The sequence below is a fragment of the Paenibacillus sp. FSL H8-0317 genome, assembly GCF_045040685.1.
In the GTDB taxonomy this organism is placed as follows: domain Bacteria; phylum Bacillota; class Bacilli; order Paenibacillales; family Paenibacillaceae; genus Paenibacillus.
In genome coordinates this window covers 5333106-5348476 of sequence record NZ_CP150294.1, presented here as the reverse complement: position 1 = coordinate 5348476, position 15371 = coordinate 5333106, and the positions used below count along the sequence as shown (strand labels likewise).

General features: G+C 43.8%; 12 protein-coding genes. 7 read left to right on the top strand and 5 right to left on the bottom strand.

What is annotated here, in order from left to right:
- The first annotated feature begins 6 nt into the window (after positions 1-6).
- Both MHB43_RS23980 and MHB43_RS23975 read left to right on the top strand, forming a co-directional pair.
- Positions 7-1149, top strand: coding sequence for a hypothetical protein (locus tag MHB43_RS23980; protein WP_405130573.1), 1143 nt, complete (start codon positions 7-9; stop codon positions 1147-1149).
- 41 nt (positions 1150-1190) lie between these two features.
- Positions 1191-2786 carry a hypothetical protein gene (locus tag MHB43_RS23975; RefSeq protein ID WP_405130572.1) on the top strand — a complete coding sequence of 532 codons (1596 nt, stop codon included), beginning with the start codon at positions 1191-1193 and terminating at the stop codon, positions 2784-2786.
- Positions 2787-3252: 466 nt separating this feature from the next.
- On the opposite strand, the gene MHB43_RS23970 is transcribed toward MHB43_RS23975, so the two are convergent.
- Positions 3253-4092: a sulfurtransferase gene (locus tag MHB43_RS23970; RefSeq protein ID WP_405130571.1), complete on the bottom strand. Its 840-nt coding sequence runs from the start codon at positions 4090-4092 to the stop codon at positions 3253-3255.
- 63 nt (positions 4093-4155) lie between these two features.
- On the bottom strand, positions 4156-5100 hold the full coding sequence (locus MHB43_RS23965) for a DMT family transporter (RefSeq protein ID WP_405130570.1): 945 nt from the start codon (positions 5098-5100) through the stop codon (positions 4156-4158).
- A gap of 228 nt (positions 5101-5328) precedes the next feature.
- Between MHB43_RS23965 and MHB43_RS23960 the strand changes: the two genes are divergently transcribed.
- From MHB43_RS23960 to MHB43_RS23950, 3 genes are all read left to right on the top strand, one after another.
- On the top strand, positions 5329-6231 hold the full coding sequence (locus MHB43_RS23960) for a polysaccharide deacetylase family protein (RefSeq protein ID WP_313771507.1): 903 nt from the start codon (positions 5329-5331) through the stop codon (positions 6229-6231).
- 40 nt (positions 6232-6271) lie between these two features.
- Positions 6272-6925: a YkyA family protein gene (locus tag MHB43_RS23955; RefSeq protein WP_221824386.1), complete on the top strand. Its 654-nt coding sequence runs from the start codon at positions 6272-6274 to the stop codon at positions 6923-6925.
- Positions 6926-7067: 142 nt separating this feature from the next.
- A complete protein-coding gene (locus tag MHB43_RS23950) occupies positions 7068-7958 on the top strand; it encodes a hypothetical protein (protein WP_405130569.1) in 891 nt (296 codons plus the stop codon).
- Between the two features lie 246 nt (positions 7959-8204).
- Here the strand turns inward: MHB43_RS23950 and MHB43_RS23945 are convergent, their stop codons facing one another.
- The gene (locus MHB43_RS23945; RefSeq protein WP_405130568.1) at positions 8205-9377 is read right to left on the bottom strand and encodes a mannitol-1-phosphate 5-dehydrogenase; all 1173 of its coding nucleotides are present in this window, start codon (positions 9375-9377) and stop codon (positions 8205-8207) included.
- 47 nt (positions 9378-9424) lie between these two features.
- Positions 9425-10093 carry an HAD family hydrolase gene (locus MHB43_RS23940; protein WP_405130567.1) on the bottom strand — a complete coding sequence of 223 codons (669 nt, stop codon included), beginning with the start codon at positions 10091-10093 and terminating at the stop codon, positions 9425-9427.
- Positions 10094-10592: 499 nt separating this feature from the next.
- Here MHB43_RS23940 and MHB43_RS23935 point away from each other — a divergent pair, with 499 nt between their 5' ends.
- Both MHB43_RS23935 and MHB43_RS23930 read left to right on the top strand, forming a co-directional pair.
- A complete protein-coding gene (locus MHB43_RS23935) occupies positions 10593-11519 on the top strand; it encodes an ADP-ribosylglycohydrolase family protein (protein WP_405130566.1) in 927 nt (308 codons plus the stop codon).
- Between the two features lie 25 nt (positions 11520-11544).
- Positions 11545-12792, top strand: a complete 1248-nt coding sequence (locus tag MHB43_RS23930) for an MFS transporter (protein WP_405130565.1) — start codon at positions 11545-11547, stop codon at positions 12790-12792.
- Between the two features lie 66 nt (positions 12793-12858).
- Here the strand turns inward: MHB43_RS23930 and MHB43_RS23925 are convergent, their stop codons facing one another.
- Positions 12859-15246, bottom strand: coding sequence for a hypothetical protein (locus MHB43_RS23925; RefSeq protein ID WP_405130564.1), 2388 nt, complete (start codon positions 15244-15246; stop codon positions 12859-12861).
- Positions 15247-15371 lie beyond the last annotated feature (125 nt).

Genomic DNA, 15371 nt, shown 5'->3' with positions numbered 1-15371 from the left:
TAAAATATGAAAAAGGAAATTATCTTTTATTCTGACGCTTCTTTATTAATGGCAATAGGCTTTCAGTCGGAAGCGCACTTTCTTACTATGCTAAGAGAAGCTATAAACAATAAATATCCAAGTTACTCTATTAAATATATTTCTTCCAAAGCTGGATCTGTATCTTCTTTGCTTGAAAGAGGAAAATCAATTGACATTGTAGTAGATTCAACTGGCGAGTTGATACCGAAGGGAAAAACGAATAGATTTGAAATGAACCTATTAGAGTACTACCCGCATCTTAAGAATGATCAAACGAGATTATATAAAATTCCATTCACAAAATGTGTGTATGGTTTTTATTATTCAGTTAATTTCCAGAAGGAGACAGACTTATCAATTAAAAGTTTAGAATCTTGGAGTGATTTGATAAATAATTTAAAAGACTGCTCAAGCCGTTTCAGTTCAAAAAAGTATCTGTTAAATACAGGGCACTTATCTCATACTCTGAGACAATTATCTTTGAGCTATCTTGATGATGACGGAGAAACTATGAGTTATTTAGATAGTTGGAAAGAATTGACTGAATTTCTGAAAAGAGCATATTCTTTACCTGGAAATAAACCAATCAATAAACTAGCACTGGTTTTCGGTGGAGTAGGAAATTTTGAAATGTTTCCATCAATGGGTCATCAAGTTATGCGTAAATTTATTGAAAACAACATCGAATATCAATGTACTGCGATACCAACATTTGAAAACAAAATTGGATATCCAGAAAATGGTCTCAATATCTATGTGAATTCAACTTCTCGTTCCATTGACATCATCATAGATTGTATCAATATTATCATTTCAAAAGAATTTCAGTTGCAACTCTTTTATCAAGGAGTGGCCCCATTAGAGAGACAGGATGACTCAAAGAAATTTGGCGAACATATTGACTATCTCAGGGAAGTTGATACTTCTGTCTTCTTTAGTAGAACTCCATTTAATAGGAATAGCTTGGCTGCTCTTGAGAATGAGTTTGAATACCTTTTTTGGGGTCCTACTAGAAACGCATATATAAACCATCTGTTTAACCAATTATCTGAGGAGGCTTCTTTAACACAACTTAAGCAGGCTGTTGAGGATAAACTAACTTATGTGAAGCAGTACCAGAATAATTAACCAGAGCATATACTCTAAATTTTAAAAGTGAAGGTGGAAAAATGAAAAAAACTCTAGCCTTAAGTAAGAAAAGTTTCCTTACATCGTACCCACATTATGCAAACATATCTTCAATTCTCCTCGATGACGATTCTGATAATGCTTATAACGTTGAGTTTTCAGATCTTAAAACAATACCTGAATATTATTTTAAAAATGATTGGTTTGAAAAAAGTATATCTGATTATGGTGACGAAAAAAATCTTGAACCCAATCATAAGATTTGTATAAAAGAACTTAAAGGCGCATGTTGCAACGAAGGAGACGTTACTGGACAAAATGATTCATTTAAATTTATTTATTCCATACTAGAAGGAAATGGGGGAATGGAATTTAAAATAGATTATCAAAAAAATACTAGTGTATGGGCAAAAGCTGGTCTAATGTTTCGTGAAAACCTAACATCCGATTCAAGGTATATTTCTATATTTGCTACACCATCAGTTAACGGGATAGTAGTACAAATGAGAGAAAGTACAAATGAGGTTTCAACATATGAATATTTATGTGATTCTGAATTTCCAGCCCGAATGAAAATTGAACGGAACGATAGTTATGTAAAATTGTACTGTGGAGATTCATTAGGCGAATGGATACATAGTAGAACAATTCCCTTTAGTTTTGATACAGCAGTTTACATGGGAATTGCATTATGTACACCTAGAGATAATGCATATAAACCTTGGTTTGTCTCGAATTTCATTCAAATGTATTGTTATAAAGACTTTAGTATACATGCAAATCCTATAAATTTTAATACAGGTATATACTTAAATGATGATTTTTACTCATTTTGTCCGTATTTAAGAGTACAGAACATTAAGTATTCCCTATTGAAAAAAAATAATGTTAGTATTGTTCAGTTTATAATAGAAGCTATTGATGATAATAACTACGTAGACGTGCTACTTGATGAGTTTTATGTTCCTCAAGGTAAGGGATATAAAGAATATACATATTACCATGGAAATATGATTTATGGTTATGACTTACAAAATGGAATTTTTGAATTAATTGGATATAATGAGAATAATGTCATCAGGCGTAGTAAGTTGACTTTTCGAGAATTCGAAAGTGCGTTTGTGGAGGGAGGAAGGGAAGGGTGGTATAGAGAAGGTTTAATTTCAATATTTAAAATACACCCGTATTCAACATATGATTTTAATATAAATATTATGTTACAACAGCTATCAGATTATGTGAATTCTATTGACTCACTGTACTCCCTATCTATTATGCAAAATTGCGATACAAGGATAGTGCATGGAATATCTGTATATGATTATTTGATTCGTAATATTTCTAGCTATAAAGATGATATGAGACCTTTGCATATAATATGGGAACACAAAAAAATAATGCTTTTTCGGCTCAAATATCTAAAAGATTACAATATCATTAACATGACAGATTTCGATCAGCTTTACTCTGAGTATTCATTAATTGAACAATTAGCACTGAAAACAAGAAACTTGCAATTAAAGAATAAGGTTAGACCCAATGACAAGAATATTTCGAAAATAAAAAATAATATTGAAAAGATAAAAATAGGAGAATTGAATTTGATTCCTCTTCTTATCAAATCATGTATAAAATAATAAAGTTTTGATATCTAAAATGAATATATTCCTTTTTTAAGCGCAACTCATTGTTGTGGTTCTCATTAGAGATTATGTATGCCTGCATTCAAATGGGCCAGCTCTTTGAAGCTTCGCATCTTAATTTTGAAAATTGAATGACTTTTGATTTAGTTAAATTTAACTGTCCTCTTGATAAACATTAAGAAGAGGAGTTGTTACGATGAATCAAACACTGGCTATTGAATTACAGCTTTAATTTCGTATACCCGGCTTCTCCAGCCCGTTGTGAAAATGAGCTGGAAAAGCCGGCCAATTCAGTCCGCTAGCGGAATCTTGGTACCTTTCGCAGAATATGAAATAGCATTCTGAGCAGTAGGAGTGCAGTAAGAACATCTGAGGTGATATTGGGGTACCAAAGAGATATGTTCCTAGCAACCCGAACAAGGCTCAACGATCCCAATAGCCCCATGATTCTGGATAACGATTAGTTCTCTTCCCCCGTTGCCACCGGATTCTCATCATAGCTAATCCAGTCGCTCCAGCTTCCGGAATACAATTTCACATTCGAGAATCCCGCTTCTTCCAGTGCAATCACGTTCGGGCAAGCTGATACGCCGGAGCCGCAATACACGATAATCGCACCATCCTTGTCCAGCTTACTAAAACGCTCTTCTAACACCCCAGTATCTGTCCAACGTCCATCCCAATCCAACACATCTTTCCAAAAATAATTCACCGCACCCGGAATATGTCCGGCCTTGGCATCAATCGGTTCCTCCAGACCCGCATAGCGGCGAGCATCACGGGAGTCGATTAACACGGAGCTGCCACTTGCCGAAGCCTGCTGAACATCCTGGGCACTTGCCAGCATGGCTGGCTGCACATTCACCTCAAAAGATGCCGGGATCTGAACGGGCACATCCGTGGTCACGGGGAATTTGGCGTTTTTCCAAGCGGAGAAACCTTCGTCCATGATATACACCTGTTCATGACCGATGTAGCGCAGCAGCCACCATAGCCGAGATGCATTCATCCCGCCTTGATCGTCATAAGCAACAATACGACTATTCGAGCCGATGCCAGCTTTGGAGAGACGACTTGCGAGAACAGCCGGATCAGGAAGCGGGTGACGCCCTCCGTGTGCAGACACAGGAGAAGACAGATCTTTTTCCAAATCGAGAAAGACAGCTCCTGGAATATGTCCAGCTTCATAGGCTTGTCTTCCAGCCTCCGGCTGACCGAGCAAGAATCGGCAATCTGCAATGACCAAATCCGGTTCATACATTCTGGCGAGCAGCCAGCGCATGGATACAATGTTTTTCATCAAAATACACCGCCTTATGAGAGTGGTAGAGTCGTTTATAACTATGCATTACGAAAAAAATCGTTATACCGTGGTAGGTTCAACAGGCCCTTTGCCAGCGATAGGAGCATCAGCAGGAATAGGTTGAGGTTTGGTTTTGCCATATCGAATGAAGATCCATACCCCGAATATAATGACAACCCCGGCAGACATCTGTAATGCACTGAGGGATTCGCCGAGCAGCATCCAGGCCAGCAACGAAGAGAATACGGGTTCCCCAAGTACGCCCATGGATACCGTTGTGGCATTCATATATTGAAGCAGCCAGTTGAAGAGATAATGTCCAAAGATCGTTGGCACAATGGCGAGCAGCAGGAAGATTCCCCACTCTGACGCAGCGTAACCTCCGAACGGATGGCCCATGATCAGATTATATACCGCCAGCGTGCAGGCAGCCACGAAGAATACCCAGAAGTTATACGAAAATGCACTAAGTCCCGCTCGCAAAAATTGACCCAGCAGCATATGGACAGCAACTGCAATTGTGCCAAGTAAAGACAGGATATCACCTTGCAGAGCAGTACCTGCCAACTGGAAATCTCCTGCGCCAATGACGATTGATCCAAACAGGGCGATGCCCATGCCAATGATCATCATGCGGTTAATTTTGGCTTTGAACAGCCATACCGAACCGGCAAGAATCAGTATAGGCTCCAGCGCGAGAATAACTGTGGAACTGGCAACACTGGTGAGCCGCAGCGAACCCATCCAGAGCAGGAAATGAAGGGCCAGCATCACACCGGATGCAAGCAGCAAGCCCCACTGCCGTAAGTGTAGACGCGTCATCTCATGTCTGTATTTCCAGACAAAAGGCAGCATTAGCAGATTGGTCAGAAATAGACGGTACATGGCAATGACCGCAACATCTGCGGTGGACCAGCGTACAAAGATCGAAGAAAAAGAAATGGCGATAATGCCGACAAAGAATAACAGATAGATGGATCTGCCGGCATGGTTCAAGCTTGTCATGGGTGTAGCTCCTTCTTGAAGTCTGATGGCGTAAATCACTTCATTATACAGGAGAAGGTAACCGCAGGAAAGATAAAGAGAACGAAGAGATAAGTAGATTGTAACCGGGCTTGTAACTATTCTGTCATTCTCCCGATCCATTTTTCTATTAATCTTCTATATAGAGACATGAAACGAGATAATATACCAATAATCGGGAAAAAATGAAAGTAAGGAAGTGGCATGACAGTGAGAGTTCAACAAGAGAGAGCGGGAGAACGTGGCAGTATTCCGCCTAGCACAAGTCGCACGAAAACACATAAACGAAGAAAAATCCGGTATGGAAGGGTAAGCATAGCTCTAATGCTCCTGGTACTGTTCGTTACCGGTATTACATATGTATTCCTTGGCATGACGCATTGGATCAAAAGCGTTGTGGCGCCGCCTCCGATTACTGTAATAGAACAGCCCGCCAAGCTTGGCATGATACAAGTTACTCCGGATGCGAAGGAGGAGCCGGCCCGGTTCCAGGGCCAGGTTCGCAAATTGGCATACATAACGTTTGATGATGGGCCAACTGAATATACGGAACAACTGCTGGATATTTTGAAGCAGCATGAGGCAAAGGCTACCTTTTTCATGATCGGACGTCAGTTGAATCAGCATCCGGAAGCAGTGAAACGGCTGTTGAAGGAAGGCAGTTACCCTGGACTCCACAGCATGACGCATAACTATAAAAAGCTGTATAAGAGCGGCAGTTCTGCGAACTTTGTGAAAGAGTTCAAGAAAGAGCAGAAGATGGTGCAGGACCTGATTGGTTTTACACCTCATCTGATTCGTGCACCTTATGGCAGCAGTCCACAGATCGGTGAAAAGTTCAGAGGTGACATTGCTGCGGCCGGGTTCAAATTGTGGGACTGGACGACAGATTCACTCGATTGGAATCTTCCCGGTCAGCCGGACAAGATTGTGGCCCGGGTGAGCAAAAGTGTACATCGGGATAAGGAAGTGATTCTGATGCACGAGCGCGAGCAGACCGTTCAGGCTTTACCGCGTATTCTGAAGCTACTTGAGGATCGGGGTTACGAGTTCGAAGTATACGATCCGGATGCACACTGGGTAGCTAATTTTAGCGCAGATAGCCGTTTGTAATATAACAACAAGATGATGATGCAAGAGAGGAAGAACTTGGGTGCTAACGAGTAAAAAAGTGGCGCTTGCGGCAGTCAGCGTATTGCTAATTCTGCTGGTAAGTGGTTGTGGAGATCCGCAGGAGCCTGCGGCAAATCAGGTGAACCAATTGGTGCTCAGTGGTCAGGAGATCGATCAGAGTCTGAAGACGCTGGTCAGTCATGAGCAGGAGGATATGAAGTTATACAAATCTATTTTAGACAAGGGCAAGAACAAAAATAGTGATCTCGAAGCACTGCTGGATCAGGCAGCAGATCATATTCATGAACGAAGAACGTTGTTGAAACAGGCGGAAGAGGCCATGAAACAGACCAACGAGAAGGCGGTGGCCCTGCGCAGTTCATTGAAAGAACTATCATTTGAAAAAGAAGATACGTTGGCACAGGCGGAAAAGGTGCTGGATCAATATGAAGCAAGAGCACGTGCATTGGAAAATTTTATTGCCTCGTATCAGTTGAGTCTAAGTGCCGATGAGCAGCTGTATGATCTAATGAGAGAAAGTGCAGAACCTAATCTGGTTAAGATTAAGCGAGCCATTCGGGTACGGAATAGCGAATATGCGAAGCTTGCTGAATTCCGAAAGCAATTTAACCTCCAGACCAAAGCATTTAACGGAGCCAATGCCAAACTGGTACAGATGGATCAAGCCAGTTAGGTAGAGGATTACAATAATCGTTCAGACATTTTTCATGATTGAGCTGCCTGTCTCCCGTGTAAGTACTAGTATACAGCCAAGCCAATGGATGAGAAGCAACATGGACAAGCATCATTGCGTATAAGCTAACGGAGGTGTTCATATGCGAAAAGGAAATACAATGAAAGTCAGTGCATCACTCCTGGTTTTACTTATGGGATTCTCGCTTGTGGCATGTGGGAACAGTAATCCTGCTGCACAGCCAACAGTGAATAATACGGAAGAACAGTCACCAGCACCGGAGCAACAACCAAATGAAAGTGCTGCAATTGAAGCAGAAGGTATTCTGACTGGATGGGCTGATCCGCATACCGTGGAGATTCGAGTGAATGAGAAGCCGATGTCATTCCAGGTGAGCGAAGATCTGCAGAAGTCTCTGGATGATATCGATGACGAAGATTCCGTGCGTTTCAAATATGTAGAGAAAACGATTGATGCAACAACGAAACAGTTGGTACTTACAGAGATTGCAAAGATTGAATCGAGTAATGACAATAACGGTTCCAATGCAGGCGGTACAGTAACGTCCGATCGTCCGAAGACATCAGAGCTGGAAGTGACGGTAGAAGGAATAACCGAGAAACGTCCAGTGACATTGGCACAAGCAAAAGGTTATTCACTTTATGTGTTTGAACCGATGGCTTTTGACGCGGAAGACCATGAATTAACAATGAAGATTGATCCGGATTATGAGGTAGAGATTGAGAAGCTGCCGGCGAATTACAATCTGGATGCGCTGAAGATGGATGCCAAGGAAGAGTTGTCCGAGACCGGAGAAGTGAAGCAGTTAACGGCTGAACAACTCAGCAACGGTCCGATGAAGGATGCAAGATTATATATGATGTCCCAGAATGATAAGAAGACAGAGTATTTTATTGTGAAAGAACTGGACGGCAATGGTTTCATTTTCCACATCCAAGCACCTATTGGTGAACCTTCGGAAGGTTTCCTGCTCATGGCATATGCATCCCTTAATTCCATTATGAATGAGTAGAAAAGGGATGAGCCACATGGTTAAGCAGGACGGCTAAGTAAAATTAAAACGATTCCCTACACAGCGTGTTTCCTTGAGAGAGGAGATGCGCTGTTTTGTTAACGTTACTACAATATAGATACAATGTACCGTGCCGTGCATAGACAAATAGCCAGAAGGACCGATGCTGCAGCATAGGTTCCTCCCGGCTTCTTGGCCGTGCTTCTATTCAGTTTGCAGGACCGAACCCATGCCCTGATCCGTTACTCAGGTTAGTATAGTCGATTCCTTGTGTCCTCTGAGTTCTTGATAACGGGCGATTACATTCTGATGAACGGGATGTTCGTCGGGAATTCCCATGCGTTCACGGATGAAGGCGGAGACGCCATCTTCGCGAATCATGTGTTGTAGCTTCATGGCTTCCTCGTCGTGTTTGTCATTAAAAAGCATTGCGGCCGCCATAGCAGAAGTTAAATGAGGAATTTCAATTCCGAATTCACTGGCCTGCAGCGCTGGGCGAACAAGCCGATCATGAGGCGAAAGCTTGCGAAGGGGGGAACGTCCAACCCGGGTGACCTGATCCGTCAGGTTGGGATTGGCGAAGCGTTCCAGTATGGTGTCGATATATTTGTTATGCTTCTGTGCGTTGAATCCGTGCTTCTGGATGAGCATCTGACCTGTCTCTTCCATAACATGGCGGACCGTGGCCCGAAGGGTAGAGTTACTCATGACCTGTCGAATGGTCTCGAATCCTTCGAGATAGCCGAAGTATGCGGCGACACAGTGGCCTGTATTTACCGTAAACATTTTACGCTCAATATAAGGTTCAAGCGAATCCACATAGTGGACGCCATCTATTTTCTTGAATCCATCCAGAAGTGCTGGACGATGAACGACCCATTCGTAAAAAGGTTCAACAGTGACCTGCAGCGGGTCTTTGTGGTTTTGAGCCGGAACAATCCGGTCCACAGCTGCATTGGGGAAAGAAACATAACGTTCAGCTTTTTTGCGAGTTTGTTCATCCAGAAATGGATAGATGCGTTTCTTCAGCCTGGTGCTACCACCGATGGCATTTTCGCAAGCGATAATATGCAATGGAGCCTGATTATTGTTTTTCATGCGGAGTTGAATGCCTTTGGCGATAGGTTCGGCGATATCTCCGAGTGCAGATACCCCCACCGCGGTTGTGATCACATCGGCTGAAGCGATCTCTTCAGCAACCAGATTCTGCTCACTCACATTGATCGCCGTCACGTTGTTGACAATCGTAGTGTCCCGATCGCTATTGGCAAGTGTAATCGGATATTCCTGTCTTTCTTGAAGCATGGAGATTTTCTTCGGGTTACGTGCGACAAAGCAGACTTCGTAGTTGGAAGCGGACAACATATGACCGATAAAACCGCGGCCTATATTGCCCGCACCAAAATGTACAGCTTTCATGTATGAACTCCCCCTTTAAGGATTGAATCGCGAAATTCGTGCAGACCTTAGACGGTAGTGACGAGTGGCTTCGAAATCAAATCGTTAAATGTAAGGTCAGTCAAGCAAGACAGCCGTTGGTGAGGCATATCGAATTCCAATGTTCCTGTAATGGTATTCGAGATGACTACGCAGTGCATACCAGCCGCAGCAGCTGCACGCGCGCCGTTAGGTGAATCCTCAATCGCTACGGCTTCGTCTGCAGTTACTCCAAGGGCTTCAAGCGCTTGATTGTAGAGTTCCGGATCAGGCTTCACATGTGCAACATCATCTGCCGTACGGATAACTTCAAAATAGTCTTTCAGTTTCAATTGTTCCAGATGCTGTTCAACCCACTCCCGTTTGGAGCTGGAGGCTACAGCGAGTTTTAGTCCAGCTTTACGCGCTTCATCAAGGTAGCTCTGAATGCCCGGACGAACCACCTCTTTGTTCATCAATGCAGCGTGCTGCAACTGAACAGATTCCCTGAACGCTTCCCGATCGATCGGAAGATTCAAATCTGTGATGAGGTACTCATATGGATTAAATGTTTTCAGACTGGTACCGATGCATTGTGAATACATCTCCAGGGTTAAATCTACGCCGTGTTCCTTGTAAGCATCGCGAAAAGCAATATACCATGCTGTCTCTGTATCAATAATCGTTCCGTCGAAATCAAACACCAGTGCCTTAATCATAAATTTGTTCCTCCTGTTTCAGAATTAGTTTGGGGATAAAAAATGAAAATTTTCTGCAAATTCATTCCCTGTATTCATTAACATACGGGATATTAGTTGACACAATAAACCGAAAATGAATATTAATTTGGGAAAAAATATGCGTTTGAAGCTAATAAAACCGTAACATAGGACAAACCAAAGGGTCAAGTGCGTCATGATTGTTTACATTGAAAATTTTCACAGGTATGATTTGTTCTCAGAAAAAGGTGAACGTTGCAAACCGTTAACTCTTTTGCATGTAAGCGGTGTACTGAATAAACTGTTTTTACAGCTCAAAAAAATAAAACTTTTTTTATGAAAATTAGATAGTCTGGCCGTTCAACAGCTTTCGACACTTTTATAATAGAAGAAATGGAGCTGAATGTATTGGATTTTATTAGCTTTACGCCAGATCAGGCCCTGTGGGAGAATGGAAGAAAGATTCTGAAAGTATATGGAGTAAGGGAGGAAGACAAGCATGCTGCAAAAGGACCGTTTTAATGGCTGCTTCATCGGGCTTGCAGCGGGTGATGCGTTGGGAACTACGGTGGAATTCAGTAGCCCGGGCACATTTGAACCCGTAACGGATATCGTGGGTGGCGGCGTATTCGGGCTGGAGGCAGGGCAGTGGACAGATGATACATCCATGGCTCTATGTTTGGCAGAAAGTCTGGTACGCAATGAAAACTTTGATCCTGCGGATCAGATGCGCAGATACACCAATTGGTACAAGGTCGGGTATATGAGCAGTACAGGCGATTGCTTTGATATCGGCGGGGCCACGCGAAGTGCCTTGGAGAGGTTTGAGATAACTGGAGAAGCTTACAGCGGATCAACTGACCCGATGACGGCGGGCAATGGCTCTATTATGAGGCTTGCGCCTGTCGCGATGGCTTACGCTAATCAACCAAACGAGGCGGTTCGTTATGCCGGGCTGAGCTCCCGGACAACACATGCTGCAACAGAAAGCGTGGAAGCATGTGAAGTGCTGGTCGCCATAATTGTTGCCGGTCTGCGCGGAGCGGACAAGAGCGTCATGCTGATGCCGGAGACATGCAGACAGTGGAGGGAAGAACCTACTTTTTCGCCTGCAATTGAAGAGGTTGTTTTGGGTTCTTATCAGAGAAAAGAACCTCCCGAAATTAAGGGCAGTGGTTATGTGGTTCGTTCACTTGAGGCAGCACTATGGGCGTTCCATAAGTCGTCAAGCTTTGAAGAAGGCGCGTTGTTAGCTGTTAATCTGGGTGATGATGCGGATACCACGGGTGCGGTGTACGGACAAATCGCAGGTGCTTATTACGGGCTAAGCGGCATTCCGGCACATTGGCGGGACAAGCTGGCCATGTGTGGAATGTTCGAACAACTAACAGATGCCTTGTGGTTGAAGGCGACAGAAAATCGTTGATTAGAGACAGGAGAAGAGAACATCTATGAGCACCACAGGACACACAACAGAACCACAGGCTTCGCAGTCAGGTAAACGAGGGGCGTTTCCATTATCCCTGTTATGCCTGACGATAGGGGCTTTTGCGATTGGTATGACTGAATTTATTATTATGGGCCTGCTGCCCAATGTGGCAACAGATCTGAATGTAAGTATTCCGCAGGCTGGACAACTCATTACGGGATATGCGCTTGGTGTAGCGGTAGGTGCGCCGATATTGACCGTATTGACACACAAGATTCCGCAGAAAAAACTGCTGGTACTGCTGATGTGCATTTTCATTATCGGGAACGCATTGTCCGTTATTGCTCCCACCTATGGGTTGTTAATCTCAGCACGGATATTAACGGCATTTGCCCATGGTACGTTCCTTGGTGTAGGTTCAATCATGGCGACACGGCTTGTTGCGCCCGAGAGAAGGGCAGGAGCGGTATCGGTTGTTCTTGCGGGCCTTACGATTGCCAACATCATTGGCGTTCCGTTTGGTACGTTTATCGGGCAACAGCTTGGATGGCGGTCATCTTTCGGGGCAATTACGATCTTGGGCATCATTTCGTTGATTGGTATCATTCGTTTCATTCCCGTCCTCCCGCAAGGAGCACCAGCCAACCTGGGACAGCAATTCCGGAATCTGGTTCGTCCCCAAGTGTTGCTGGTTCTGCTTATTGGGGCGTTAGGGTGCGGAAGTTTGTTTACAGTCTTCACCTATATTACGCCGATGCTTGTGGATATTAGCGGCTTTGCGGAGCAAAGTGTGACCTGGATTCTGGTGTTGTTTGGCTTCGGTGTAACCTTGGGCAATTTGGTTGGCGGCCGTCTGGCAGACTGGAAGCTGATGCCTTCGTTAATCGTCAACTTTGGTATCCTTGCTGTTCTTCTGGCAGTGCTCACGCTGACGCTGGAGAATCAATATCTGGCAGTGCTCACGATATTTTTCTGGGGGGTTGCCGCTTTTGGTATTATGCCGGGACTTCAGATTCGGATTATGAATATGACTCGTGAAGCACCGCTGCTTGCGACAACCTCAAGTCATTCGGCATTTAACCTGGGAAATGCCGCTGGTGCCTATATGGGTGGGTATGCAATTACGCATACGGGACTTATCTCAGTGCCTTTGTATGCCGCAGTAATTGCTGCACTGGGTTTGCTGGGTTTGTTCATCAGTCTGTTGATGAAAGACAGACAGACTTCACCCGAGGGTGCAGAGGTAGTTAATCCAGTATCCGTACACTAAACAGATGTCAAGAAAGCCTCAGCCATCCTGTGTAACCAGGGGCTGAGGCTTTTTGGGTATGTTGTTTTAATAGATTTCAAGCTCATTGATTCGCACATAGGTTGGCTGATGGGAAGGACCTTTACTCGCTACGACACGGATCTTGGAGGTACTGACTGCTGAAAATGTGTGTGAACGCGTTAACTCTTGATTGCCTGTAATCTGTACAAGATTCACCCAATTTGAGCCATTCCAGTATTGCAGATCATAATTGGCAAGCGGGTATCCCTGGGTGGTATACAGATCAATTCGCTGGATTGAACTCGATGTCGGCAAATCAATGATGACATATTGGGGAAGTGAGGAATTACGGTTATTGGCCCAGCTATAACTTTCCCCCAAGGCCGTGTTACGATCCCCGTCATTGATTCGGGCTGCAGAATACCCGGGATAGGTGGAAGTTACCGTTATGGCAGCATTTCGTGCCAGGTTCTGTCCGGTTCCCGGATTGGTAGGGGTTTTCACCAGATTCACCAAATTCCAGCGCAGCTCGAAGAGTTTGAAGGACTTATTAAATACAGCTCCTTCTCCTTTGACGAGAGCATCAATCTTTAGAGACATAGTACTGGGCACATTATTGCTGCTTATCCATTTCCCTGTGCCTTCAATGCCGGCAAAAACACTTACCTCAAGTATTTTTTTGCCGGCAATTTTCAGACCGACTTCAGCTTTGGCTCCTGCCCAAGCTGTGATCTGTCCCTCAATTTTATGAGTAACCGTAAGGTATCTGTTTACACTACTGTAAGGCTGGATTTTGACAGGGATGAAGACACGTGTTTTTCCTTTAACTCCTGCAGTGACCGTGTATCCCTGATCGACCTGGAATTCAAAGGTGACGTTGCCGTCAATACCAATGACCAGAAAAACGCCGACTGATACGGCTCCGAGATTGCCAGCACCAATGTTGAAGCCCATGATTGGAACTTTGACCTCTTTTTTGAACTTGGCATCACCTTTGATATAGATGTTGGCTTTCTCACCAGCAGTGAATTTCAGATCATATTTTCCCCAAAATCCGTATTTCCCCGTAACTTTGGGTGCAATCAAGCTGAGCTTGCCACCTGCTTCAACGAACACTTTGTTACCGTTTGCATTTTGTTGATTTACAAGTACCTTCTTGAAATCACAGACAAACTCATTGCCGGATTTTTTGCAATTGGCAAAATCACCTGCTCCAGCAGCACGAATCACATCATTCATGTCCGTTGAATGAATATCAGTTAATTCTGTGGAATTTATTTCATTCAGATCCATATCATTTGTATCATTCATGTCCATGGGTGCGATATCCGTGGAAGCGATATCCATTCTTTCTGCATCCGCAATCATGTCCATATTTGCATCCAAATCATTTTGAATCGTGTTGTCGATGTTGAACTGTCGCATTTCAGCATCGTCAGTTATATCGGTCTCTAACAAGGAAGGGGTTTCCTGAACAAGCCATTCCTTGCTATCCAATACCATCTCAGGATCAGGCATGACGATATTACGCTCTTCGAACGAGACCTCCTGCTCGGGAATATCATAGTAATCGAACAATTCCTCCACACCCGGAGTGATGTAATCTACCCGCATACCACCAGAGCTTCTATTGACGCTTGTAACTTTGATAGCCCGGGCAGAGGACTGATCGAGAAAGATCTGACCAGGAGCTAGGTTATTACCGATTTGGGCAGCCTCTTGGGTGCTAAGTTCTATTGAACCTTTCTCTTCCACCGTTTCAAAGACGGCATTTACCACGGGAAGTCTCTTGACCATGGAAGCAGGCATGGGTTGGGTCGGTTTTAACTGATAATCGACTTGCTCGAATTGACCTGAAGAAGAAATGGGATTGCTAATAGCCAGTCCATCTTCAGAGACGTTAAATGAGATTCGAAAATATGCTTCTGAAACTGGAGCATTCACATTGGTCTTGCCTGCCCAGATCCAGCGTGCACTGGTCTCCTCAGGCATGCCACTAATCTGTTTCCAAGGATCACTGCCATACCGTCCGAAGTCAGTAGCACGTGACCATGACGAATCATCGAATTTGGGTTGCTCCCAACCTTCAATATATCGTTCAGATACTTTCCAGTTGAAATCCGTAACCAGATTCTCATCTCCGTAGCTAAGGTCTGCCAGCAGTCCCGCATAGAGGCCTATATCCTTCGCTTGAACTGCAATCACATTGATGCCAGATTGAATCGGCACAGGGAACGTATAGGCTTTGGCCCAGTCGGTGCCTTTTCCCGTCTGTCTGCCGTTTATAAAAAGTGTGAACTCATCATCTGCGGTTATGGATATTTTTCCTTCATTGTTAGATGCAGCATAGACATTGGATGGCCATAACCCGACAAGTAAAGGCAGCAATAATGTAATAACCAGAAATGAAGCCCATGCTTTTTTGATCGAAAAGCGTACATTGAACATCATCATTTTCCTCCCAGAAAATAAAGTAGTTGCAAAAGATATTGGCGAACGAGACGTTGAAACTTTTGCGAAAGCATCTCTCAGAAGAAAACTATTATGAATCTATTGAAATTGTTCATAGACACCCCCCT